The sequence below is a fragment of the Paracoccus sp. SSJ genome (genome assembly GCF_030234105.1).
In the GTDB taxonomy this organism is placed as follows: Bacteria; Pseudomonadota; Alphaproteobacteria; order Rhodobacterales; family Rhodobacteraceae; genus Paracoccus; species Paracoccus denitrificans.
On record NZ_JASSPE010000010.1, the window covers coordinates 132,194 to 152,582 of the forward strand.

Annotated in this window: 20 protein-coding genes and 1 tRNA gene; 10 read left to right on the plus strand and 11 right to left on the minus strand. The window is 68.5% G+C overall.

The genetic code is table 11. The features are described 5' to 3' along the window. Positions 1-23: 23 nt before the first annotated feature. Positions 24-1,046 (minus strand): cytochrome-c peroxidase, encoded by a 1,023-nt coding sequence (locus tag QPR87_RS13055; RefSeq protein ID WP_011747232.1) that lies wholly within the window; start codon positions 1,044-1,046, stop codon positions 24-26. A 192-nt stretch (positions 1,047-1,238) separates the two neighbouring features. Between QPR87_RS13055 and prfA the strand changes: the two genes are divergently transcribed. The 3 genes from prfA to QPR87_RS13070 all read left to right on the plus strand — a co-directional run bounded on the left by prfA (position 1,239) and on the right by QPR87_RS13070 (position 4,150). Continuing rightward, complete coding sequence (gene prfA, locus QPR87_RS13060) at positions 1,239-2,294, plus strand: peptide chain release factor 1 (protein ID WP_285049822.1); 1,056 nt, start codon at positions 1,239-1,241, stop codon at positions 2,292-2,294. A 4-nt stretch (positions 2,295-2,298) separates the two neighbouring features. Further along, positions 2,299-3,126 carry a peptide chain release factor N(5)-glutamine methyltransferase gene (prmC, locus tag QPR87_RS13065; RefSeq protein ID WP_285049809.1) on the plus strand — a complete coding sequence of 276 codons (828 nt, stop codon included), beginning with the start codon at positions 2,299-2,301 and terminating at the stop codon, positions 3,124-3,126. Between the two features lie 247 nt (positions 3,127-3,373). Beyond that, a complete protein-coding gene (locus QPR87_RS13070; protein WP_104491367.1) occupies positions 3,374-4,150 on the plus strand; it encodes a DUF4167 domain-containing protein in 777 nt (258 codons plus the stop codon). A gap of 3 nt (positions 4,151-4,153) precedes the next feature. Here the strand turns inward: QPR87_RS13070 and rsmA are convergent, their stop codons facing one another. The 6 genes from rsmA to lptF all read right to left on the minus strand — a co-directional run bounded on the left by rsmA (position 4,154) and on the right by lptF (position 12,018). Further along, positions 4,154-5,002: a 16S rRNA (adenine(1518)-N(6)/adenine(1519)-N(6))-dimethyltransferase RsmA gene (rsmA, locus tag QPR87_RS13075; protein WP_285049810.1), complete on the minus strand. Its 849-nt coding sequence runs from the start codon at positions 5,000-5,002 to the stop codon at positions 4,154-4,156. Further along, positions 4,999-5,967 carry a 4-hydroxythreonine-4-phosphate dehydrogenase PdxA gene (pdxA, locus tag QPR87_RS13080; RefSeq protein WP_285049811.1) on the minus strand — a complete coding sequence of 323 codons (969 nt, stop codon included), beginning with the start codon at positions 5,965-5,967 and terminating at the stop codon, positions 4,999-5,001. The genes rsmA and pdxA overlap by 4 nt, the downstream gene beginning before the upstream one ends. Before the next feature lie 67 nt (positions 5,968-6,034). Continuing rightward, positions 6,035-7,393, minus strand: a complete 1,359-nt coding sequence (locus QPR87_RS13085) for a peptidylprolyl isomerase (RefSeq protein WP_285049812.1) — start codon at positions 7,391-7,393, stop codon at positions 6,035-6,037. Then, positions 7,338-9,752, minus strand: a complete 2,415-nt coding sequence (locus tag QPR87_RS13090; RefSeq protein ID WP_285049813.1) for an LPS-assembly protein LptD — start codon at positions 9,750-9,752, stop codon at positions 7,338-7,340. The genes QPR87_RS13085 and QPR87_RS13090 overlap by 56 nt, the downstream gene beginning before the upstream one ends. Then, a complete protein-coding gene (gene lptG, locus QPR87_RS13095) occupies positions 9,752-10,873 on the minus strand; it encodes an LPS export ABC transporter permease LptG (protein ID WP_011747240.1) in 1,122 nt (373 codons plus the stop codon). The genes QPR87_RS13090 and lptG overlap by 1 nt, the downstream gene beginning before the upstream one ends. Further along, the gene (gene lptF, locus QPR87_RS13100; protein ID WP_285049814.1) at positions 10,870-12,018 is read right to left on the minus strand and encodes an LPS export ABC transporter permease LptF; all 1,149 of its coding nucleotides are present in this window, start codon (positions 12,016-12,018) and stop codon (positions 10,870-10,872) included. The genes lptG and lptF overlap by 4 nt, the downstream gene beginning before the upstream one ends. Positions 12,019-12,147: 129 nt before the next feature. On the opposite strand from lptF, the gene QPR87_RS13105 reads away from it, so the two are divergent. Together QPR87_RS13105 and QPR87_RS13110 are read left to right on the plus strand one after the other, a co-directional pair. After that, complete coding sequence (locus QPR87_RS13105; RefSeq protein ID WP_285049815.1) at positions 12,148-13,749, plus strand: leucyl aminopeptidase; 1,602 nt, start codon at positions 12,148-12,150, stop codon at positions 13,747-13,749. Next, complete coding sequence (locus tag QPR87_RS13110) at positions 13,749-14,198, plus strand: DNA polymerase III subunit chi (protein WP_285049816.1); 450 nt, start codon at positions 13,749-13,751, stop codon at positions 14,196-14,198. Before QPR87_RS13105 ends, QPR87_RS13110 begins: the two co-directional genes overlap by 1 nt. Positions 14,199-14,251: 53 nt before the next feature. Here QPR87_RS13110 and QPR87_RS13115 read toward each other — a convergent pair whose 3' ends face one another. Both QPR87_RS13115 and QPR87_RS13120 read right to left on the minus strand, forming a co-directional pair. Next, positions 14,252-14,827 carry a retropepsin-like aspartic protease family protein gene (locus tag QPR87_RS13115; protein WP_011747244.1) on the minus strand — a complete coding sequence of 192 codons (576 nt, stop codon included), beginning with the start codon at positions 14,825-14,827 and terminating at the stop codon, positions 14,252-14,254. Then, complete coding sequence (locus tag QPR87_RS13120; RefSeq protein ID WP_011747245.1) at positions 14,827-15,438, minus strand: MarC family protein; 612 nt, start codon at positions 15,436-15,438, stop codon at positions 14,827-14,829. Before QPR87_RS13120 ends, QPR87_RS13115 begins: the two co-directional genes overlap by 1 nt. A gap of 166 nt (positions 15,439-15,604) precedes the next feature. Here QPR87_RS13120 and QPR87_RS13125 point away from each other — a divergent pair, with 166 nt between their 5' ends. From QPR87_RS13125 to QPR87_RS13145, 5 genes are all read left to right on the plus strand, one after another. Further along, positions 15,605-15,883 carry a twin-arginine translocase TatA/TatE family subunit gene (locus QPR87_RS13125; protein WP_011747246.1) on the plus strand — a complete coding sequence of 93 codons (279 nt, stop codon included), beginning with the start codon at positions 15,605-15,607 and terminating at the stop codon, positions 15,881-15,883. Between the two features lie 18 nt (positions 15,884-15,901). Further along, on the plus strand, positions 15,902-16,405 hold the full coding sequence (gene tatB / locus QPR87_RS13130; protein ID WP_285049817.1) for a Sec-independent protein translocase protein TatB: 504 nt from the start codon (positions 15,902-15,904) through the stop codon (positions 16,403-16,405). Beyond that, entirely contained in the window at positions 16,406-17,251 is an 846-nt protein-coding gene (gene tatC / locus QPR87_RS13135; RefSeq protein ID WP_104491374.1) for a twin-arginine translocase subunit TatC, read from the plus strand. Beyond that, positions 17,244-18,086, plus strand: a complete 843-nt coding sequence (locus tag QPR87_RS13140; protein ID WP_285049818.1) for an ATP-binding protein — start codon at positions 17,244-17,246, stop codon at positions 18,084-18,086. Before tatC ends, QPR87_RS13140 begins: the two co-directional genes overlap by 8 nt. 208 nt (positions 18,087-18,294) lie before the next feature. Then, positions 18,295-18,371 (plus strand) — tRNA-Met (locus QPR87_RS13145). A 265-nt stretch (positions 18,372-18,636) separates the two neighbouring features. Here QPR87_RS13145 and QPR87_RS13150 read toward each other — a convergent pair. Next, positions 18,637-19,686 carry a linear amide C-N hydrolase gene (locus QPR87_RS13150; protein ID WP_011747250.1) on the minus strand — a complete coding sequence of 350 codons (1,050 nt, stop codon included), beginning with the start codon at positions 19,684-19,686 and terminating at the stop codon, positions 18,637-18,639. 27 nt (positions 19,687-19,713) lie between these two features. After that, entirely contained in the window at positions 19,714-20,052 is a 339-nt protein-coding gene (locus QPR87_RS13155; RefSeq protein ID WP_285049819.1) for a hypothetical protein, read from the minus strand. Positions 20,053-20,389 lie beyond the last annotated feature (337 nt).

The following is a 20,389-nucleotide window of genomic DNA, read 5'->3' on the forward strand; positions in this document are numbered from 1 at the left end:
TGTCATTTCCGCCTGTGCGTGCCTTACATCGGCGTGGGCAGCGGCGTCGTGTCGGTGCGCACCGGCAGGATCGGGTGGTCGATCACCGGCTGCTCGCCCGTCAATGCGCCCAGGAAGGCGGTGATGTCGTTGGCCTGCTGATCGGTCAGTTCGGTGCCGATCTGGGCCGAGGACATGATCTGCACCGCTTCCGCCAGATCCCAGACCACGCCCGAATGGAAATAGGGTGCGGTCAGCGCCACGTTGCGCAGCGGCGCGGCCCGGAAGACGTATTCGTCATCCGCGGTCTGGCTGATCTCGTAGCGGCCCTTGTCGCCTGCGGGCAGCACCTCGGCGCCGGGCCTGGCGATCAGGCCGAAGGGGTGATAGTCCTGCCCGCCCAGGTTGATGCCGTAGTGGCAGGCGGTGCAGCCGGTCTCGATAAAGGCTTGCAGGCCGCGCTTCTGCTGGTCGGACATCGCCGCATCGTCGCCGGCCAGGAAGCGGTCGAAGGCGCTGTTCGGCGTGATCAGCGTGGCCTCGAACTGCTCGATCGCGACGGCGAAGTTGTCGAAGCTGACCGGCTCTGCCTCATCCGGGAAGGCGGCCTTGAAGGCGTCGACATATTCCGGCATCGAATTGATGGTCTGGACCACCTGATCGGGGGTGTTGCTCATCTCGACGCCGGCCTGGACCGGACCTTTCGCCTGTTCCGCCAGATCGCCCGCGCGCCCGTCCCAGAACTGCGCGGCGTTGAAGATCGCGTTCAGCATGGTGGGGGCGTTGCGCGGCCCCCGCTGCCAGCCGTGCCCGATCGAAGTCGGCAGGCCGTCCACGCCGCCCAGGCCGACGTTGTGGCAGGTCTGGCATGAAATCAGGCCGGAACTGGACATGCGCGGGTCGAAGAACAGCATCTTGCCCAGCTCGATCTTTTCGGCGGTCAGCGCGATGCCCTCGGGGTTTTCCTCGGTCTGCTTGATCGCCGTCATCTTCTCGGGAAGCGCCTCGAACACCCCCTTGGCTTCCTCGCGCAGGGCGCTGTCGTCGATGGCTTCGGTCTGTGCCATGACCGGCAGAGCGGACAGGGCAAGACTCGTCGCTGTCAGAAAGGGGACGAGTTTCACTTGGGTGCCTCCTTTGGCTTGGTGGGCGCGTCTCGCGGAAACCTGCACCATGACGGTCCGTCGCGCTTTGATCTGGGTCAGATGTTTTCGAGGTTCTGCCTTGCCGGCCGTTGAAGCAGCGGCTAATTGCAACGAATGCTGCCGGAAGACCGCCTTATCCAGATCGTCGAGCGCTTCGAATATCTCGAGGCGCGGCTGAATGCCGGGCCTGCGGCCGAGGAAATCGCCGCGATCAGCCGGGAATACGCCGAGTTGAAGCCCGTCGTCGCGCAGATCGCCCAATGGCGCTCGGTGCAGGAGGACATCCGCCAGGCCCAGGCCATGCTGGCCGATCACGAGATGCGCGAACTGGCGCAGGACGAATTGTCGCGCCTGCGCGCCGGCCTGCCCGCCCTGGAACATGCGCTGCGCGTCGCGCTGTTGCCGCGCGACGCCGCCGACGCCCGGCCGGCGATCCTGGAGATCCGCCCCGGCACCGGCGGCGAAGAGGCGGCGCTGTTCGCGGGCGACCTGCTCGACATGTATCGCCGCTTTGCCGAATCGCAGGGCTGGCAGTTCCAGATGCTGGAGCTGGTCCGGTCCGACCTCGGCGGCGTGCGCGAGGCGATGGCGCGGATCGAGGGCGAGGGGGTCTTCGCACGGCTGAAATACGAATCGGGCGTGCACCGGGTGCAGCGTGTCCCCGAGACGGAATCGGGCGGCCGCATCCACACCAGCGCCGCCACCGTCGCCGTGCTGCCCGAGGCCGAGGAGGTCGATGTCGACATCCCCGCCCCCGATATCCGCATCGATACCATGCGCGCCAGCGGGGCCGGCGGCCAGCACGTCAACACCACCGATTCGGCGGTGCGCATCACCCACCTGCCGACCGGCATCGTCGTGACCAGTTCGGAAAAGTCGCAGCATCAGAACCGCGCCAACGCCATGGCCGTGCTGCGCGCCCGGCTCTACGACATGGAGCGGTCGCGCGCCGATGCCGAACGTGCCGCCGACCGCAAGAGCCAGGTCGGCTCGGGCGACCGTTCCGAGCGCATCCGCACCTATAATTTCCCGCAGGGCCGCATGACCGATCACCGCATCGGCCTGACGCTCTATGCGCTGGACCGCATCATGCAGGGCGAGATCGGCGAGATCGTCGAGGCGCTGGCCGCGCATGACCAAGCCGCGCGACTGGCCGCGCAGGGTGAGTGATTCCATGACCGGCGCCGAGGCGCTGCGCCGCGGCGCGGCCCTGCTTGCCGAGGCCGGGGTGCCCGGCGCGGCCGAGGACGCCCGGCAGTTGCTGGCCCATGCCCTGGACCTGCCGCGCCATCACCTGACCGCCGCGCTGGCCGTGCCCCTGCCGCCCGAGGCGCTGCGACGTTTCGACGCATCCCTTGCCGCCCGGGCCGCGCGCCAGCCGGTCAGCCAGATCCTCGGCCGGCGCGCCTTCTGGAAGCACGAGTTCCGCGTGACCCGCGACACGCTCGACCCACGTCCCGAGACCGAAACGCTGGTCGAGGCGGCGCTGACCGAGCCCTTCGCCTCGGTGCTGGACCTGGGCACCGGCACGGGGGCGATCCTGATCTCGCTCCTGGCCGAGCGGCCGGCCGCGCGCGGGCTGGGTACCGACATTTCGCCCGCAGCGTTGGAGGTGGCGCGGGAAAATGCCACGCGGATCGGGGTTTGCGCGGATTTCCTTGAATCGAACTGGTTTGCCTCGGTTGCGGGACAGTTCGATCTGATCGTCTCGAACCCGCCCTATATCGCGCTGGAGGAGATGGCCGGGCTTTCGCCAGAGGTGCGGGAATGGGAGCCGCGCGCGGCCCTGACCGACGAGGCGGACGGGCTTTCCGCCTATCGCGCCATCGCGGCCGGGGCGCCCGCGCATCTGCTGCCCGGCGGTCGGCTGATGGTCGAGATCGGTCCCACGCAAGGCGCTGCCGTGGCAGCGCTGATGCGCGCCGCCGGCCTGGCCGAGCCGCGGATCCTGCCCGATCTGGACGGCCGCGACCGCGTCGTCAGCGCCCGCAACCCGCTTTGATCCGGCAAGGATCCGCATCTTTCGCCGGTTTTGGCGAAATTTTCGCTTGTAAGCGACGCGCCAGCATGTTTATTCGCAGTTGTGACGGGGGCGCGCTGCCCACGCACGGGTCAGTCATACTCAGATAACCCAGCTTTTCACTGGTGACGCGGGAGCCGGACCAAGTTCCGCACCTGCGCTGACACCCGCCCTAGGAATGACCCCAACCTTAGCCGGCCCTTGCCGGTCATAAACTGACAAACAGCTGATGAGATCATCCAAATCCCGTTCGCGTAACAAGTCGAACCGACAGCGTTCGCTGGGCAATATCGTCAACCGCGTCTTTGATTCCTCGGGTCCCGAGGGCAAGGTGCGCGGCACGCCCCAGCAGATCATCGAGAAATACCTGACGCTTGCCCGCGACGCCCAGCTTTCCAACGACCGGGTGGCCGAGCAGAGCTTTCTGCAACACGCGGAACATTACACCCGGCTTCTGGGTGAGGCGCAGCGCGAACAGGCCGAGCGTCAGAGCCAGCAGCATCAGAATCGCGACGACGATCTGCACGACGGCAACGGCCAGGCCGCATCCGAGAACGGCAATGGCCATCACGGCCACCGGCAGGAGCGTCAGGACCGGCGCGACGATCGCCGCGACGAGCGTCGCGATGACCGCCGAGAGGAACGTCGCGAGGATCGCCGGGAAGAACGCCAGCCCGCCCCTCGCACGGAAGAGCGTGCCGAGCCGGCTGCTGCGCCCGCCGATGCCGGGTTGCCGCCGGTGATCTCCTCGGACGAGGATGCCGCCGGCCCGGTCGAAACCCCGGAAAGCGCCGTCGAAGGACCCGCCGAGCCGGCCGCTGCCCCTGCGGAAGAACCCGCCGCTGCCGAGCCGGCACCGCGCCGTCGCAGCCGCACCACGACCGCGGCCGCACCGCGCAGCCGCAAGAAACCGGCCGAGGACGGCGCAAAGCCTGCGGTAAAATCCGCGCGCGGGCAGGGTGCCAAGGCCGCAAAGGCCCAGCAGGAAAACGCCTCGGGCGAGTGAATGTCAGCGCGGCGCGGCGGCTAGGCCCCGCGCCAGCGCGCAGAACTGCTCCAGCCCGATTTCCTCGGCCCGGGCGGTGGGGGCGATGCCGGCCTGGACCAGCAGCGCCTCGATCTCCGGGTGCAGGCCCTTCAGCGAGGCGCGCAGCATCTTGCGGCGCTGGTTGAACCCCGCTGCCACGACGCGATTCAAGACCGCCGGATCGGCCGGATAGCGCGGCCCGGGCAGGGCGGTCAGATGCACCACCGCCGAATGCACCTTGGGCGCCGGCACGAAGGCTTCGGGCGGCAGGGTCATGACGATCCGCGCCTCGGTGCGCCACTGCGCCAGCACGGCGAGCCGGCCATAGGCCTTGCCGCCCGGCTGGGCCACGATGCGCTCGGCCACTTCCTTCTGGAACATCAGCGTCAGCGATTGCCAAAAGGGCGGCCAGGCGGCAGGGGTCAGCCAACGGATCAGCAACTCGGTGCCGACATTGTAGGGCAGGTTCGCCACGATGCGGATCGGCGGCGTCAGATGCGCCAGCGGGTCGATCTCCAGCGCGTCGCCATGGATCACCTCCAGCCGGCCGGGATAGGCCGTGGCGATCTCGGCCAAGGCGGGCAGGGCGCGGGCATCCTTTTCGATGGCCAGCACATGGCGCGCGCCCTCGGCCAGCAACCCGCGGGTCAAGCCGCCCGGACCCGGCCCGACCTCGATCACGTCGCAGCCCGTCAGGTCGCCGGCGGCACGGGCGATCTTGGCGGTCAGGTTCAGGTCCAGCAGAAAGTTCTGCCCCAATTGCTTCTTGGCGCGCAGGTCGTGGCGCGCGATCACCTCGCGCAGCGGCGGCAGCCCGTCGATGGCGCTCATCGCCGCGCCGCCATCTCATGTGCCATGCGCAGCGCCGCGATGACGCTCTCCGCGTCGGCGATGCCCTGGCCGGCGATGTCGAAGGCGGTGCCGTGATCGGGCGAAGTGCGCACGAAGGGCAGGCCCAGCGTGATGTTCACCCCACCGGCGAAATCCAGCGTCTTGATCGGGATCAGCGCCTGGTCGTGATAGGCGCAAAGCGCCGCGTCGTAACGCGCCCGTGCCGCCGGGTGGAACATGGTATCGGCCGGCAGCGGCCCGCGCAGGTCGAACCCTTCTCGGCGCAGCCGCTCGATCAGCGGCGCCATCCAGCGCGCCTCCTCGTCGCCCATGACGCCGTTCTCGCCGGCATGCGGGTTGAGCCCGGCGATCGCCAGCCGCGGCTGCGCGAGGCCGAAGTCGCGCCGCATCGCGGCATCGGTGATGCGGATCGCCTGCTCCAGCCGCAAGGGCGTCAGCGCCAGGGGCACCTCGGAGAGCGGGATGTGGATCGTCACCGGCACCACCCGGCAGGGCGGCTGGACGGTGGTCGAGGCCAGCATCATCACCACCGGCACGTCGCCGGCCAGATGCGCCAGATATTCGGTATGGCCGGGAAAGCCGAAACCGGCGCCGCGCTTCAGCGCTTCCTTGTTGATCGGCAGGGTGCAGATGCCGCCGGCTGCGCCCGACATGGCCAGATCGACCGCGCGGGCGATGATCTCGACCACGGCGGGGGCGTTGGCGGGATCGGGCTGGCCGGGTCGGGCGGGGGCCGGAAAGTCGTGCCGCAGCACCGCCAGCACGCCATCGGCCACCGGCTCGCCGGGTGCCGTCACTTCGGCCCAGGCGGTCCCTTCGGGCAGGTGGCGGGGATCGCCCAGAAACACGAAGGGCACGCCCGAGGCCAGCGCCTTGGGCGCAAGCTCCGGCCCGACGCCCGCCGGCTCGCCGCAGGTCAGAATGATGGGCCGGGCTTCAGTCATCTTCTCCGTTTCCAAAATACTCTCTGGGGGTCCGGGGGGCGAAGCGCCCCCGGCGTCTCAACCGGGCTTACGGCCGGCGGATGATCGCATTGGCGCGCAACTCGGCCAGGTAGTTGTCGGCCGCCTGCCCGACCTTGCCGCTGAAGATCTGGCCGCGCATCTGCTCGCGGTCGGGCAGCGCATCGGGATCGGGCGCAGCACCCTCTTCGCCTTCGGCGGTCACCGGCACCGGCGCCTCTTGCGCATTGCCTGCCAGCAGTGCGGACTGGCGCTTGCACAGCATCAGGATCTCGGCCGAGCCGCCCTGGCTGACGATGGTCGATTCGTTGTCGTCCAGCACCGCCAGCCGGATCGCCTCGGCGGTCGGGATCTGGCCCTGCGACAGGGTCTGGCGCTGGATCTGCTCGGGCGGCAGGTTGCGGGCATGCACGAAAAGATCGGCGCATGTGTCAGAAAGTGCGGCGATCTGGTTCGCCTCGGCGGTGCTGGCCAGGCGAAAGCGCACATAGTCGAGCACCTGCTCCTTGGCGCCCGGCCGCAGCGTGCCGCGGCTGTCGCGCAGGTAAAACAGCACCACTGCGCCCTCGACCGTCAGGGGCTGGCTGATCTGGCCGTTCTGCATCGACAGGATGATCGGCCGCAGCGAGGGCGGCAGGTTCTCAAGCGGCGCCCAGGGCAGGCGGCCGCCGTTCTCGGCCGAGGGAGTCGCCGAATGCTGCCGCGCCGCTGCCGCGAAATCCGCCTCGGAACGTACGCTCTGCACCAGCGATTCCGCAAGGCGCATGGCCTGCGCCTCCTGGCCGGGCGGGGCGGGAATGATCAGTTCGGACAGGGCGACATGGGTGATGCGCGGCGTCTCGATCACCCGCTGCATCTCCTGGTCCAGTTCGGCGTCGCTGACCTGGACCTGCGGCACGAGGCGCTGGCGCACCAGTTCGCGCCAGACCACGCCGGCGGCGATGAAGTCGCGGAAGGTCTGCTGCTCGACCCCGGCCTGGGCCAGCGCACGGGTAAATTCCTCGACATCCATGTTGGCGCGGCCGGCGAATTCGGCCAGGCCGGCATCGATCTGGGCGTCGCTGGCGGCAATGCCCATCTGGCGCGCGGCAAAGAGGCGCAAGCGGTCGTCGATCAGCGCCTGCTCGGCCGAGGCGCGGTCGCCATCGGGCGCGCGCAGGATCTGCAGGAAGCGCATGCGCTGGTCCAGCTCGTATCGGGTGACGACCGAATCGTTGACATAGACCAGCGGCTGGAACGGATTGCCCTGTGCAAAGGCCGGGGCAACCCCGCCTGCTGCCAGCATCGCGGCCATGGCCGCCCCCAGAAGAATTCGCCGCATCAGCTCCCTCGCCGCATGGTTTCGCCGGACATTAGCGCAGGCAGGCGCGGCGCGCCACCGTTCCCGGACCGGGCTTTTGCTGGCCAAAGCCGCCCAGCCGGATGCCCAGATCGAAGCGGGTGTCCGGCCGCACCTCGCCCAGCGAGGTAAAGCGCCGCTCGACCGACATTTCCACGGTTATGCATTCGTTGCGATATTCCAGCCCCAGCTGCGCCTTCTGCGCGCGGTCGGCGGTAAAGTCGTAGCGTGTCTCGGTCGTGGCCCACCAGCCCTGCGCCAGCTGCCAGCCCCCGGCCATGGTCAGTTCGGAAACGTCGCTTTCGCGATTTTCGCTTTCATCCGAATCGAGCCAGAGATACCCGGCCGAGACCTGCAGTCCCGGCTGGAACCAGCCCAGACGCAATTCGTTGCGGCTGATCGAGAAGCTGTCGTCGAACAGCGCCCGGTTCGCGATCGCCAGCCCGTTCGCGCCGGAATAATGCGCCGCCAGCAGCCAGTCCGAGCGTTTCTTGCCCTGCGGGCCGGTGAAGTCCGGGCCGTCCGGGCCGGTGAAGGCAAAGGCGGGGTCGGGTTCGGTGCGAAAGACGCGGCCCGCGGTCAGGCCGATGGACCAGCCTGCCGGATCGATCCGCGTCCAGCCGACGCCCAGATTGGCGCGGAGGCCGGATTCGCGCGCGTCCCAGCCGGGAAAGCGGTTGAGCGAGAAAAGGTTGCCCTCGTCGAACTCGATCAGCCGGCTGTCCTCGTTCGGGACGTCGTCCTCGGCTTCGCGTTCGGGCGACCAGACGAGCTGCGCCACCGGCTCGATGATATGGGTCACGCTGCCTGAATGGCGCGCCAGCGGCCAGCGCAGCTCGACCGCCAGCGTCGGATCGGCCCGCATCACCCAGTCGTCGTACTCGCTGTCCTGGGTGATGCGGTAGAAATCGGCATTCACCTGAGCCTGGGCGGCGCCGACCAGGCCGCCCGGCAGGATCTCGCTGCGTTGCCAGCCCAGCATGACCGAGCCGCGCGCCATGTCGCGCCCGTCGCGATCCTGGCTGGACGAACGGCGATGGGCGTGCAGCGACCATTCCAGGCTGGCGATGCCGCCGATCCGGCCAGGGGTCCAGCGCCGCTTCCACAGTGCGTCGGCGACCACCGAGGGGGCGAATTCCTCGGCTTCGTCGTCGCGCAGCGATTCGTAATTGCCGATCCGCGCCATGACCATGCGGTCGCGGCGCACCCGGTCCAGCGTCAGCCCGCTCCACAGCCGGTCGGCGCTGGAGATGTCGTAATCCAGCAGATAGGCGCGGTTGCTGGCCATCTGGATCTGCAGGCCCAGCATGTAGCCGCGCGGCAGTTCGAAGCGCGCGCCACCGAACAGATAGCCGCGGGTCTCGCCCTCCTCGATGTCGTCGCGCGAGATGGCGCCGTTCCATTCCATCGCGCCGTTGCTGAAGGCCTGGCGATAGCGCAGCTCCAGCGTGCGGGTGCGCGAGGTGGCCACATAGGGCGTCAGCGTGATGTCGGCATGTTCGCCCAGCGTGATGAAATAGGGCAGCTTGATGCCGAAACCCAGCCCCGAGGTGGTGCGGAACTGCGGCCGCAGAAAGCCGGTCATCCGCTCGACGGTGGGATCGGGCGCCGTCAGCCGGGGCAGGCTCGCGATGGGCATGCCGAGCGCGCGGAACTGCGGGCGGTCGAAATGCAGCGTGTTCGTGCGCGCGTCATGGGTGATGGCGCGGGCGCGGATCTCCCATAGCGGGATCGGGTCCTCGGCGCAGATCTGGCAGCTGGAGGCGACGACGTTGTCCAGCCGGGTGACGGCGCCGTTTTCGCTGCGGCGCATCTCGCGCGCGGCCATCTGCATCTCGCGCGCCAGCACCAGCCGGGCGCCGCGCAGGATTCCGTCCTGCATGTTCGGGTCCAGCTGGGCGCTGTCGGCGACCAGGATGGTTTCCTGGGGCGTGCCCGCCCGTGCGGGTTCGGTCAGGTGGATCGGCCCCTCGATCACCGCCGCGCCGGTTTCGTTGTCGTAGATCACGCGCGAGGCGATCAGCCGCGCACCGCGATACCAGATCACCACCCCGCCCGAGGCGGTCAGCCTGTTGTCCGCGCCCAGCGTGACCTGATCGGCCAGCAGCGTGGCCGGGCTGCCTTCGCCCTCGTCTTCGCTGCCAGTGATACGTACCGCGCCGGGCCGTGCGGCGATGCGCGGCGTATGCGACGCCTCGGTGCCGTCGGCATAGCGGGCATTGCTGTCCAGATCCTCGGTCGGGGCCAGGGCCGGGCCGGCCGGGGCCTGCGTCGCCTCTTCGGACTGGCCATAGATCGGCAGGGTCTGGCCCTCGGGCGTCAGGCTTTGCCCCAGCGCCAGGCCCGGCAGGAATGCCGCCAGCAGCGCGGCGCGTGCCGCCGTTCCGGCCGCCTGGCGTCCGTGTCGTCCCTTGTGCCTGCGTGCCATCAGCCGTCCTCCAGCCGCAAGAGCGCCCCAAGGGCGAAAAGCAGCGCCACGATGGGCGGCGCCCAGCCGGCCAGGGCCGGCGGGATGCCGCCATTGTCGCCCAGCACCTGCGCCAGGTTGCGCAGGAAGAACAGCCCGATGCCGCAACCAAAGGCGCCCAGGACCAGCAACCCCATCCTGCGCCCGCGCATGTGGCGCATGGTGAACACGGCCGCAATGGCGATCATGGCCGCCAGCAGCAGCGGCCGGGCCAGCTCCATCTGGAACCAGACCTTGTGGCGCTGGGCCGAGAAGCCCGCCCGCTCCAGCCCCTTGATGAAGGCAGGCAGTTGCCAGACCGGGATCGCCTCGGGCCGGCCGAAACTGTCGCGGATGCGGGCGGCGGTCAGGTCGGTGGGCAGTTCCAGCCGCGGCGCGGTGCGGGCCATGGTCTCGGGATTGGGTTGGGTCAGCGGCCATTCCTTGATGTCGGTCAGTTCCCACGCACCCTGCGTCAGCCGGGCCGTGGCCGCGTCGATGCGCCGGGTCGGGCCGGTATCGGGCGCGAATACCATGAAGGTCGCATCGTAAAGCGTGGTGGCGTCGGGGCTTGCGCGGCTTGCCCGGATCACGACCTGGCCCGAGGTCTCGTCCCCGTTCCCGTTGCGCGTCGGCAGCGCCTGGCGCAGCCAGACCGCATTGTCGCCGACGCTGACGGTCTGGCCGCCGCCGCTGCGCATCTGCGCGACCGCGTCGTCATAGCGTTTCGTGGTCGCCGCCACCACCGGGTTCAGCACCGCCACCGCCAGCATCCCGGCCAGCGCCGCGGTCACGGCCGGTGCCGCCAGCACCCGGATGCCCGAGCGCCCCGAGGCGCGGATCGCCACCAGTTCCGAACTGCGCGACAGGTTCAGAAACAGCGCGATCCCCGCCAGCACGGTGATCAGCGGCAGGATGGAATAGAAACTGGCGGTGATGTTCAGGAGCGACAGCCCCGCCGCGCCCGAAAGCCCGATATTCTCGTCCGAGAAGCGGCGGATCTGCTCGACGATGTCGATCAGGAACAGGATGGCGCCGAAGATCGCCGCGATCATCACCAGCATGCGCAGGAAGCGCCGCGCGACATAGGTCGAAAGGATCATGCCGCCCCTCCTTTCGCCGCCGGCGTGCTTGACGGGTTGCGCAGTCGCCGCGGTCGTGCGGCAAGCCACAGCACGGCGCAGCAGATCGCCGCCCCGACCAGCGGCGAGACATAGATCAGCGGCCAGCGCGAGGCGTTGCCGGCGACCTGGTTCTCGGCCGCCGTGCTCAGGAACTGCACCACGATCAGCGCGACCACCGCCCAGACCACCTGCCGCCAGACCCCGAAGCGGCTGAAGCCGCCCAGAAGCAGCATGCCAAAGCCCAGCAGCGCCGCCACCGGCGCCTGGAAGGGCTTGGCCAGCCGCTCATGCGCCTCGGCCAGGGCGCGGTCGCGGGTGGCGCCGGTCGCGGCCAGCAATTCGGGATCGGGGTTCAGCAGCCGCAGGGTCGAATAGGCGCGCAGGTCGCGCTTGCGGCTCTCTCCGGTGTCGATCAGCGTTCCGAGGTCGTAGGCCAGTTCGGAAAACCGCGTCACCGACAGGCTTTGGCGGTTGCCCGCATGGCGCAGGTTCTGCACCATGCCCTGCATCATCACCAGCCGCGGCCCCTCGTCGGTCCTGACCAGCAGCGCCTCGGTCGAGGTATAGGTGGTCTGGCTGTCGGGGTTGCGGGCGTCCTCCAGGAAGAAATCCACCAGCCGCCCGTCCGCCGCGATGTCGCGGATGTAAAGCGTCACCCCCCGGACCGGATACTGGAACGCGCCGGCGCGCAGGAATTGCGCGGTGACGTTCTGCGCGATCTCGGCCTGGCGGTCGGCCAGCCGTCCGCGCGCCATGGGCACGACGGCATGGACCAGCAGCGCCACCATCAGCGCGACCAGCACGCCGAAGACCAGCACCGGCCGTGCCATCCGCCAGGGCGACATGCCGGTCGCCTGCATCGCCACCAGCTCGGATTCCGAGGACAGCCGGTTGGTGCCATAGGCGCTGGCCGCGAAGGCCGCGATGGGCAGCACGACCGAAATCACCAGCGGCAACGTCAATGCGGTGAATTCCAGCACCACCAGTGCCGTCTGCCCGTCCGAGATCAGCTGCTCGAACAGCGAGACGGCGCGGTTGATCCAGTAGACCGAGACCAGCACCAGCGCAAAGAACCCGAACAGGGTCATGAATTGCGACAGGATGTAGCGGTCGATGCGGGGCATGGGGGCTTTCGCGGGCTCGGACCCCGACTGATTAGCCGCTGCGCGACCGTTGGGAAAGCCCCGGCTCTGGTCAAGCCGCGCGGGCGTGACTAGTTTCCGCCAAGATGGAGCAACGCGAAGGGCAGGAACATGACTCATCCGGTCGAAATTTCCTTTACGGCGACGGATGTCGCGGGGCTGGCCGGGCGGGCCGGCCGCATCGCCATCCTGGTGCCGAAGGCCGGGCGGCTTCCCGCCGGTCTGCCGCGCGCGACGCGCGAGGCGCTGGCGCGGGCCGTCGAGTCGGAGGCGTGGAAGGCGGTCAAGCCCGGCAAGGCGCTGGAGCTGGCCTTTCCCGCCGGGCTGAAGGCCGAGGCGCTGCAACTCGTCCTGTTGCCCGCCGATGCCGATGTGGCGACGGCGCGCGCCGCGGGTGCGAGCATCGGCGCGAAACTGGGCAAGGCCGAGACGCTGGTCCTGGCCGGCAATCATGGCCGTGCGGCCGAGGTGGCGCTGGGGCTGGCGCTGCGGGCCTATGACTTCTCGGCCTACAAGACGAAGAAATCCGACAACGGTGCTGCTGCCGGGGGCGAGGCGCCGGCCGAGCCTGCCGCGACCACCAGCCGCACCGGCGCACCCGAGGATGCGCGCCTGTCCGACGCGGCCGGCGGGACCGAGCCGGCCCCTGACGCGGGCTCGGGCGCCACGCCGCGCGGCCGGGTGATCTTCATGCACAAGGACCCCGAGGCGCTGGCGCGCGCGGCGGCCGACGGTGCCGCGCTGGCCGAGGGCGTGTTCTTCACCCGCGATCTGGTGAACGAGCCCGCGAACGTGCTGACCACCAGCGACTTCGCCGACCGCCTGCTGGCCATGCGCGAGCTGGGCCTGGAGGTCGAGGTGCTGGAAGAGGACGAACTGGCCAGGCAGGGAATGCGCGCGCTGCTGGCCGTGGGGCAGGGGTCCGAGAGCCCGTCCAAGGTCGTGGTCATGCGCTGGAACGGCGGCGGCGAGGCTGCGCCGCTGGCGCTGGTCGGCAAGGGCGTGGTCTTCGACACCGGCGGCATCTCGATCAAGCCCGCCGCCGGCATGGAAGAGATGACCATGGACATGGGCGGCGCGGGCGTGGTGGCCGGCGTCATGCGCGCCCTGGCGCTGCGCCGGGCGCGAGCCAATGTCGTCGGCCTGGTCGGCCTGGTCGAGAACATGCCCGACGGCCGCGCGCAGCGCCCGGGCGACATCGTGCGCTCGATGAAGGGCGACACGATCGAGGTCATCAATACCGATGCCGAGGGCCGGCTCGTGCTGGCCGATGTGCTCTGGTATGCGCAGGAACGCTTCAAGCCTGCCGCCATGGTCGATCTGGCGACGCTGACCGGAGCCGTCATCATCGCGCTGGGGCACGAGCATGCCGGGGTGTTCTCGAATGACGATGCCTTCGCCGCGGCGGTGCTGAACGCCGCGAAGGCCGAGGGCGAGGGCGCCTGGCGCCTGCCGCTGGGAGCGGGCTACGACAAGCTGATCGATTCGCGCCTGGCCGACATCAAGAACACCGGCGGCCGCCCGGCGGGTTCGATCACCGCCGCGCAGTTCCTGCAGCGCTTCGTGCGCGAGGACGTGCCCTGGGTGCATCTGGACATCGCCGGGGTCGCCTTGCCGCCCGCCGAAACCGCGCTGGCCCCCAAGGGCGCCTCGGGCTGGGGCGTGATGACGCTGGACCGGCTGGTGCGCGACCGCTTCGAGAAGCAGGGCTGATGGGTTCGGCCCTGTTCTATCACCTGACCCGCTCGGGTCCGGCGCAGCTCTTGCCGATGCTGATCGGCAAGAGCCTGCAGGCGGGCTGGCGGGTCGAGCTGCGGGGCAGGGACCGGGCGCGGCAGGTGGCGCTGGACGAGGTGCTGTGGCTGCGCGAGGGTTTCCTGCCGCATGGCCTGGCCGGCGGGCCGCACGACGCGCGCCAGCCGGTGCTGCTGACCGTCGAGGGCCAGGCGGCGGCGAATGCGGCGCGCTGCCTGATCGCGCTGGACGGGGCCGAGGTTTCCGGCGCGGAATGCCTGGCGCTGGAACGGGCCTGCCTCATCTTCGACGGCAACGACCCCGAGGCGCTGGAGCGTGCCCGCGCGCAATGGCGGGCGCTGAAGGCCGAGGACGTGGCGGCGGAGTACTGGTCCGAAGCCGGCGGGCGCTGGGAGCGCAAGCAGTAGGCGCGGGTCTTCGCGAGCCTGCCCCGGCCCCTATCCGGGCAGGACGGGGCGGATCAGCGTTCGAGGATGAGCCGGTTGCCCTCGATGCTGACGCGGGCAAAGCGCGACAGGTAGGACATGCCCATCAGCGACTGGCTGAGATCGGCGCGCAGCACCACGGCCGGGACGCGGGTGTCGCGGATATCGCCGATGGCGACCGAATCGAGCAGAACGGTCGCGGTCTGGACGATGCCGTTCGCGGTGCGCGCCTGCCCGGCATAGGCAAGGCCGTCGGGGTCGATGCCGACCCGGGCCGCATCCCTGGGCCCAAGCGCAATGGTGCTGGCGCCGGTGTCGATGACAAAGCGCACCGGCGTGCCGTTCACCTCCGCCGTCAGGTGGTAATGGCCGTCATTGCCGATGGGCACCTCGATCCGGCCGCCTTCCAGCATGCGCGCCTGGGGCGAGACCGTGCCGCGGATATCGTCCCACAGCCCGGCCAGCGCCACGACGCCCAGGAAGATCAGCGCCCAGGCCGCCGCCTGCCGCAGCGCCTGGCCCGGCCGGCTGCGCAGCTCGACCAGCAGGAAGCCCCCGACCGCGACCAGCAGCAGCGCGAGATAGGCGAAGCGGCCGAACTCCTCGCCCATCAGACCAGCCCCGAGCCCTTGAGCCCGTCGATCACGAACTGGATCGACAGTGCCGCCAGCAGCATGCCGAAAAGCCGGGTGACGACCATGGTGCCGGTGCGGCCCAGCACATGGGCGATCGGCCCGGCGACGGCGAACAGCGCCGCGGCGATTCCCAGCACCGCCAGCATGACCCCATGGATCATCAGCGTGTGGGCGGCGCTCGCATCATGGCCGACCAGCAGGATCATCGTGGCCAAGGCCCCCGGGCCGGCCAGCAGCGGCGTCGCCAGCGGAAAGACCGAAGGGTCGTCGTCATCGTCCCTGGCCTGGCCCTCGCGCCGCTCGGTGCGGCGTTCGAAAAGCATGTCGAGCGCGGTCAGGAACAAAAGCAGCCCGCCGGCGATGCGAAAGGCGGAAAGCGAGATGCCGATGCCGGTCAGGATCGCCTCGCCCGCAAGGCCGAAAAGCGTCATCAGCCCCGCCGCGATGGCCAATGCCCGCCAGCCGATTCGCCGCCGCCGCTGAGGCGTCATGCCACGGGTCAGCGCGATGAACAGCGGCGCAAGCCCCACCGGGTCGATCACGACGAACAGCGTGACGAAGGCGCTGATGATCTGGGTTATCTCCATATCGTTACTTTATTCCCCGGATTTCATGCGATGGAAAGCATGGCGGATTTTCCGCCGGGCTGCCATGGTTGGGAAGACAAGGGCTCGTTTGGGCTTTGCATTGCAATGGTCGAGGACTACATATGGCCCGTCAACGCCGGCACTGCCGGCAAGGAGTGGAAACGACATGCTGAACAACATCGGCCTTCCGGGGCTTTTGCTCATCGCGGTGGTGGTGCTGGTGCTTTTCGGGCGCGGCAAGGTCTCGTCCCTGATGGGCGAGGTGGGCAAGGGCATCACCGCATTCAAGAAGGGCGTCAAGGACGGCGCCGAGGAATATGACCGCGCCGCCGAGGACGCCAAGAAGCCCATCGGCCAGAGCCCGGCCGAGGACGCGACCCGCGCCCAGGCCCAGACCAACGAGGCCATGCGCGACGTCACGCCGCACGGCACCGACCGTTCGTAACCGGCGCGGGACATCGCAATGCTGGATATCGGCTGGAGCGAGCTGCTGCTGATCGGCATCGTCGCGCTGATCGTGATCGGGCCGAAGGATCTGCCGCATCTGTTCCATTCGCTGGGACGGATCACGGCCCGCGCCCGCTCGATGGCGCGAGAGTTTTCCAGCGCTATGGAAGATGCCGCCAAGAGTGCCGGCCTGGACGAGGCCGGCAATGCCTTGCGCGACGTCAAGTCGCTGACGTCGAAGAAGGCGCTGGGGCTGGATGCCTTGGAGCGCGCGGCCGATCGGTTCGAGAAATGGGAACCCAAGGCCCCCTCGCGCAGCACGCAGGTCGTGCCGGATCCGGGCGCGACCGGACCCGAGCCCGGCGACGGCCCGAGCCCGGCCGGCAGCCCCTCCGACAGCCCTGCCGCATCCGGGTCCGGGCCGGAGGCCGCGCCGGCGGCGTCGATCGCGGCCGACGATCACATACCCGGCCAGCGCCGCCTGCATGCGGTGCGCCGCTCCGATACGAAAGATCGCTGAGTGTCCGCGAAATCCGACAAGAACCCCGACAGCATCGACGACAGCTCGGCCCCGCTGATCGAGCATCTGGCTGAGTTGCGGACCCGGCTGATCTGGTCGGTCCTGGCCTTCGTCGTGGCGATGGTTTTGTGCTATACGGTCTGGAACCCGATCTACAACTTCCTGACCCGGCCGATCTGTCACGCACTCGAGACGCGTGGGCAGGAATGCGGACTGATCCTGCTGAAGCTTCAGGAAGGCTTCTTCGTCGCCATCCAGATTTCTTTCCTGGGCGGCTTCGTGCTGGCTTTCCCGATCATCGCCTACCAGCTTTGGCGCTTTGTCGCGCCGGGCCTGTATCGCAGCGAAAAGGCGGCTTTCCTGCCGTTCCTGGTCGCTTCGCCGGTGATGTTCATGATCGGCGCGGCCTTCGCCTATTACATCATCCTGCCCATGGCCTATGATTTCTTCCTGGGCTTCCAGCAGGGCCCGCTGGCCTTGCCCGACGATCCGGCGGCGGCGGCCGAGCAGAATCCGCATCTGGCCGGGATCGTCTTCCAGGGCTCGGTCAGCGAATACCTGACGCTGACCACCAAGTTCATCCTGGCCTTCGGCCTGTCCTTCCAGTTGCCCGTGGCGCTTACGCTGATGGGCAAGGCGGGGCTGGTGTCTTCCGAGGGGCTGGGCAGCGTGCGCCGCTATGCCATCGTGGTGATCCTGATACTGGCCGCCATCGTCACCCCGCCCGACGTCATCAGCCAGATCGTGCTGTTTACTGTGATCTACGGGCTTTACGAGGTGTCGATCTTCCTCGTGCGCCGGATCGAGAAGAAACGCGAACTGGAAGAACGGGAAGCCGATGTCTGAAGAAGCCCTGTCGCGCATCGCCGCGGCGCTGGAACGCATGTCGCCGCCGCCCGCGGCCGAGCCGAGTTTCACCGAGGCGACCGCCTATGTCTGGCAACCCGATCCCGACCGGCTGGAGCCCGTCGCCGAGGTCAACCGCGTCGATCTGGTGCAGTTGATCGGCATCGACCGGGCGCGCGACACGCTCCTGGCGAATACGTTGCAATTCGCCCGCGGCCATGCGGCGAACAATGCGCTGCTCTGGGGTTCGCGCGGGATGGGAAAAAGCTCGCTGGTCAAGGCGGTGCATGCCGAGGCGGTGCGCCAGGGCCTGCCCCTGGTTCTGGTCGAGATCGCGCGCGAGGATCTGGGCTCGGTCGGGCGGCTGCTGGCGATCCTGGGCCGGGCGAGCGACCGCCGCTTCGTGCTGTTCTCGGACGACGTGTCCTTCAGCCATGACGACACCCAATACAAGTCGCTCAAGGCGGTGCTGGACGGCGGCATCTCGGGCCGGCCGGCCAACGTGATCCTTTACGCCACCTCGAACCGGCGCCATCTGATGCCGCGCGACATGATCGACAACGAGCGTTCGACCGCGATCCATCCCGGCGAGGCGGTGGAGGAAAAGGTCTCGCTCTCGGACCGTTTCGGGCTGTGGCTGGGTTTCCATCCCTGTTCGCAGGACGAATACCTCGCCATGGTGCGCGGCTATTGCGACGCCTACGACCTGCAGATCCCCGAGGATCGGCTGCGTGCCGAGGCCATCGAATGGCAGGCGACCCGCGGCTCGCGCTCGGGCCGGGTGGCCTGGCAGTTCTTTACCGACTTGGCGGGACGCAGCGGGATTTCGGTCTGATTGCACGGGCTTTTCCACGCGGGTGGCGGCGGTTTTGGCCGCGCCGCCGCGCGTGTTTTTTTTGAGTATTTTGGGGAACGAAGAAGCTGGCCGGCGGCTGTCGTGGCGAACGGGGCCGACTGCGCGGCAGGTTGGTCAAAAACTTTGACAAAGCTGCTTTCGGCCCCTTGACGCTCCCCGCCGCGCACCGTAAATCGCACGCACCCGTGGCGGAGTAGCTCAGCTGGTTAGAGCAGAGGAATCATAATCCTTGTGTCGGGGGTTCAAATCCCTCCTCCGCTACCACTTCCCCCCCTTGCAGATGGATCCCTGGCGCCCCGTTCGGGGGTGGCAGGAATGTCTGTGGGAATCGAGCACCTTTCGGTTTCACGCAGGCTCGTCCGATCCGGTGAACAGGTCCAGAGGGGCCTTCTGTGCAGCCCCCTGCCAATCCATCTTGGCGCAGCCTGCCGCCGCCTTTGCTGAAAAGCCGGTGACGCACCGGGTATGCGGCGGCGGCGCTCTGCGGCCGGCCGGGAACGGCGATCCTCGTCGGGGGCCTTGGCGCGGCCTAATCCGCCGGCTCGAAGGGGAAGGGCTCCGCATCGGCGAAGGCGTCCGAACTCTCGCCCGCATGGATCGTCGCCATGTCCACGCCCAGGTCCAGTTTGCGCACGGGCGCGCCTTCGGAAAAATCCAGCTCCTTCAGGTCGACCCAGAAGGTATTGGGCGAGATCGCCGATTCGACGTAATAGAGGCGGCTTTTCTGATCGGCCACGACCCGCCAGCGCGTGGTGGACAGGTTGGGCGCGTCGGGAATGCTGACGCCGTAGGGGACCGAGGCATTGCGCACCACGCTGAACACCGCGGAGGCGGCAATGCGCGGATCGTCGCTTTGCGCGACCATGTCGACATAGGTGCTGGCGCGCACGAAGCGGTCGGCGGCGCGGGTGGTCCCGGGGAGGGTCTCGCGCGGGTTCATCCCCTTCCAGTAATCGGTGATCGCCAGTTGCTGGTCATAGGGCGGGTCGTTCGTCATGACGCGATACTGGCGGCCGTGATGGATCTGCAATTCGCCGTCGATCCATTCCAGGATCGCGCTGTCGCCCGTCGCATCCGACAGCGACAGATGCACCGTGGTCAGCTTGCCGGGCTGGGCGGGAACGTCCTTGGTCACCGTGTCGAAGGGATGCGCGCGCAGATATTGCACCGCCTCGTCCACGGTCGCGAAATTGTCCAGGAAGAACTGCGCCCAGACGGCCAGCGACATGCGCGGCGTCTGCCCGTCATCCTCGGGGTATCGCGACTGAAGCAGCCACAGCATGTTCGCCACCAGCCCCTCCTCGTTCATGCCGTCCACGGTCGAGATGTCATAGCCCGACACGACGACGCTGCCGTATTTCGAGACCCACTCGACCGAACGCGGCCCGGCCGCACCGTCGCGTTTCATGCCCTTGGGAAACAGCCAGAGATTGCTCACCATCGGCATGCTCCAGTCCATGGAGCGGCCGGTCAGGACGCGCCCCTCCGGGCCGAGATAGGTCACGCGGGTGCAGGCCTCGGCCACGGGGGCCGTCAGGGTCGCGGTCAGCGCAAAGGCTGCGGCCAGTTTTCGAAACATCGTCCATCTCCGCTCAGAAACGCCAGGTCATGCCGAAAGCGGTTCGGCCATGGTCACGTCGAGTCGTGTGCCGCCGCTTTCATAGTCCACGTCCATTGACGAATAGCCGATGTCGCCCAGCAAGACGAGGCGATCCTTGCGGGCATGTCCCGACAGGAAAAGCGGGTTGTCCAGGTCGTCGAGGACATCGGAAAGGGACTTGTCGAAGGAAACCGTGGGCGCGCGTTGAATGGGGCCATATCCTCGCCCGATCCGGCGGGCCAGACATGGGGGCGGTCCGTCCGTTCCAGCGGTTTTCGGCAGAGGCAGGCAGCGCAGTCGGTCCGGGACAAGCGCTGTGGAGATGACGAGTGGATTTCGTCTCATGCCATATCCCCCGACCTGGGTCGTTCTTCCTGGTCAGGCGGCCTTTCATGGGTGACTATGGATCATCGCTGCCGGCAAGTCAGGCGAGATCGGCTTCAGGTTCGTGGGCTCCACCGTTGACGACCCGGCAGGTGGTAATGCCGGGCCTGGTTTCGTGGGCCGTGCCGTGCTCCCGGCGTCCGATGCTCTCTGGGCGGCTGGATGCTGCTGGCCTGATTGGCGCTTTCGAGCCAGGACCGCAATAGAGCCACATCCGGCCTCCTTCTTTCTTGTGCAAATATCCCCGGCTCTCGGCTCTCGGCCCTCGGCCTTCGACCTTGGGGCCTCACTTGACGCC

Excerpts from the sequence above, each read along its gene's own strand:
- QPR87_RS13055 (WP_011747232.1), bottom strand. The coding sequence starts at position 1,046 with ATGGCACAGACCGAAGCCATCGACGACAGCGCCCTGCGCGAGGAAGCC.
- lptG (WP_011747240.1), bottom strand. The coding sequence starts at position 10,873 with ATGATCCTTTCGACCTATGTCGCGCGGCGCTTCCTGCGCATGCTGGTG.
- QPR87_RS13110 (WP_285049816.1), top strand. The coding sequence starts at position 13,749 with ATGGGTTCGGCCCTGTTCTATCACCTGACCCGCTCGGGTCCGGCGCAG.
- QPR87_RS13155 (WP_285049819.1), bottom strand. The coding sequence starts at position 20,052 with ATGAGACGAAATCCACTCGTCATCTCCACAGCGCTTGTCCCGGACCGA.
- tatB (WP_285049817.1), top strand. The coding sequence starts at position 15,902 with ATGCTGGATATCGGCTGGAGCGAGCTGCTGCTGATCGGCATCGTCGCG.
- lptF (WP_285049814.1), bottom strand. The coding sequence starts at position 12,018 with ATGCCCCGCATCGACCGCTACATCCTGTCGCAATTCATGACCCTGTTC.
- QPR87_RS13105 (WP_285049815.1), top strand. The coding sequence starts at position 12,148 with ATGACTCATCCGGTCGAAATTTCCTTTACGGCGACGGATGTCGCGGGG.
- prfA (WP_285049822.1), top strand. The coding sequence starts at position 1,239 with ATGCTGCCGGAAGACCGCCTTATCCAGATCGTCGAGCGCTTCGAATAT.
- pdxA (WP_285049811.1), bottom strand. The coding sequence starts at position 5,967 with ATGACTGAAGCCCGGCCCATCATTCTGACCTGCGGCGAGCCGGCGGGC.
- prmC (WP_285049809.1), top strand. The coding sequence starts at position 2,299 with ATGACCGGCGCCGAGGCGCTGCGCCGCGGCGCGGCCCTGCTTGCCGAG.
- QPR87_RS13120 (WP_011747245.1), bottom strand. The coding sequence starts at position 15,438 with ATGGAGATAACCCAGATCATCAGCGCCTTCGTCACGCTGTTCGTCGTG.
- rsmA (WP_285049810.1), bottom strand. The coding sequence starts at position 5,002 with ATGAGCGCCATCGACGGGCTGCCGCCGCTGCGCGAGGTGATCGCGCGC.
- QPR87_RS13070 (WP_104491367.1), top strand. The coding sequence starts at position 3,374 with ATGAGATCATCCAAATCCCGTTCGCGTAACAAGTCGAACCGACAGCGT.
- QPR87_RS13125 (WP_011747246.1), top strand. The coding sequence starts at position 15,605 with ATGCTGAACAACATCGGCCTTCCGGGGCTTTTGCTCATCGCGGTGGTG.
- QPR87_RS13140 (WP_285049818.1), top strand. The coding sequence starts at position 17,244 with ATGTCTGAAGAAGCCCTGTCGCGCATCGCCGCGGCGCTGGAACGCATG.
- QPR87_RS13115 (WP_011747244.1), bottom strand. The coding sequence starts at position 14,827 with ATGGGCGAGGAGTTCGGCCGCTTCGCCTATCTCGCGCTGCTGCTGGTC.
- QPR87_RS13150 (WP_011747250.1), bottom strand. The coding sequence starts at position 19,686 with ATGTTTCGAAAACTGGCCGCAGCCTTTGCGCTGACCGCGACCCTGACG.
- QPR87_RS13090 (WP_285049813.1), bottom strand. The coding sequence starts at position 9,752 with ATGGCACGCAGGCACAAGGGACGACACGGACGCCAGGCGGCCGGAACG.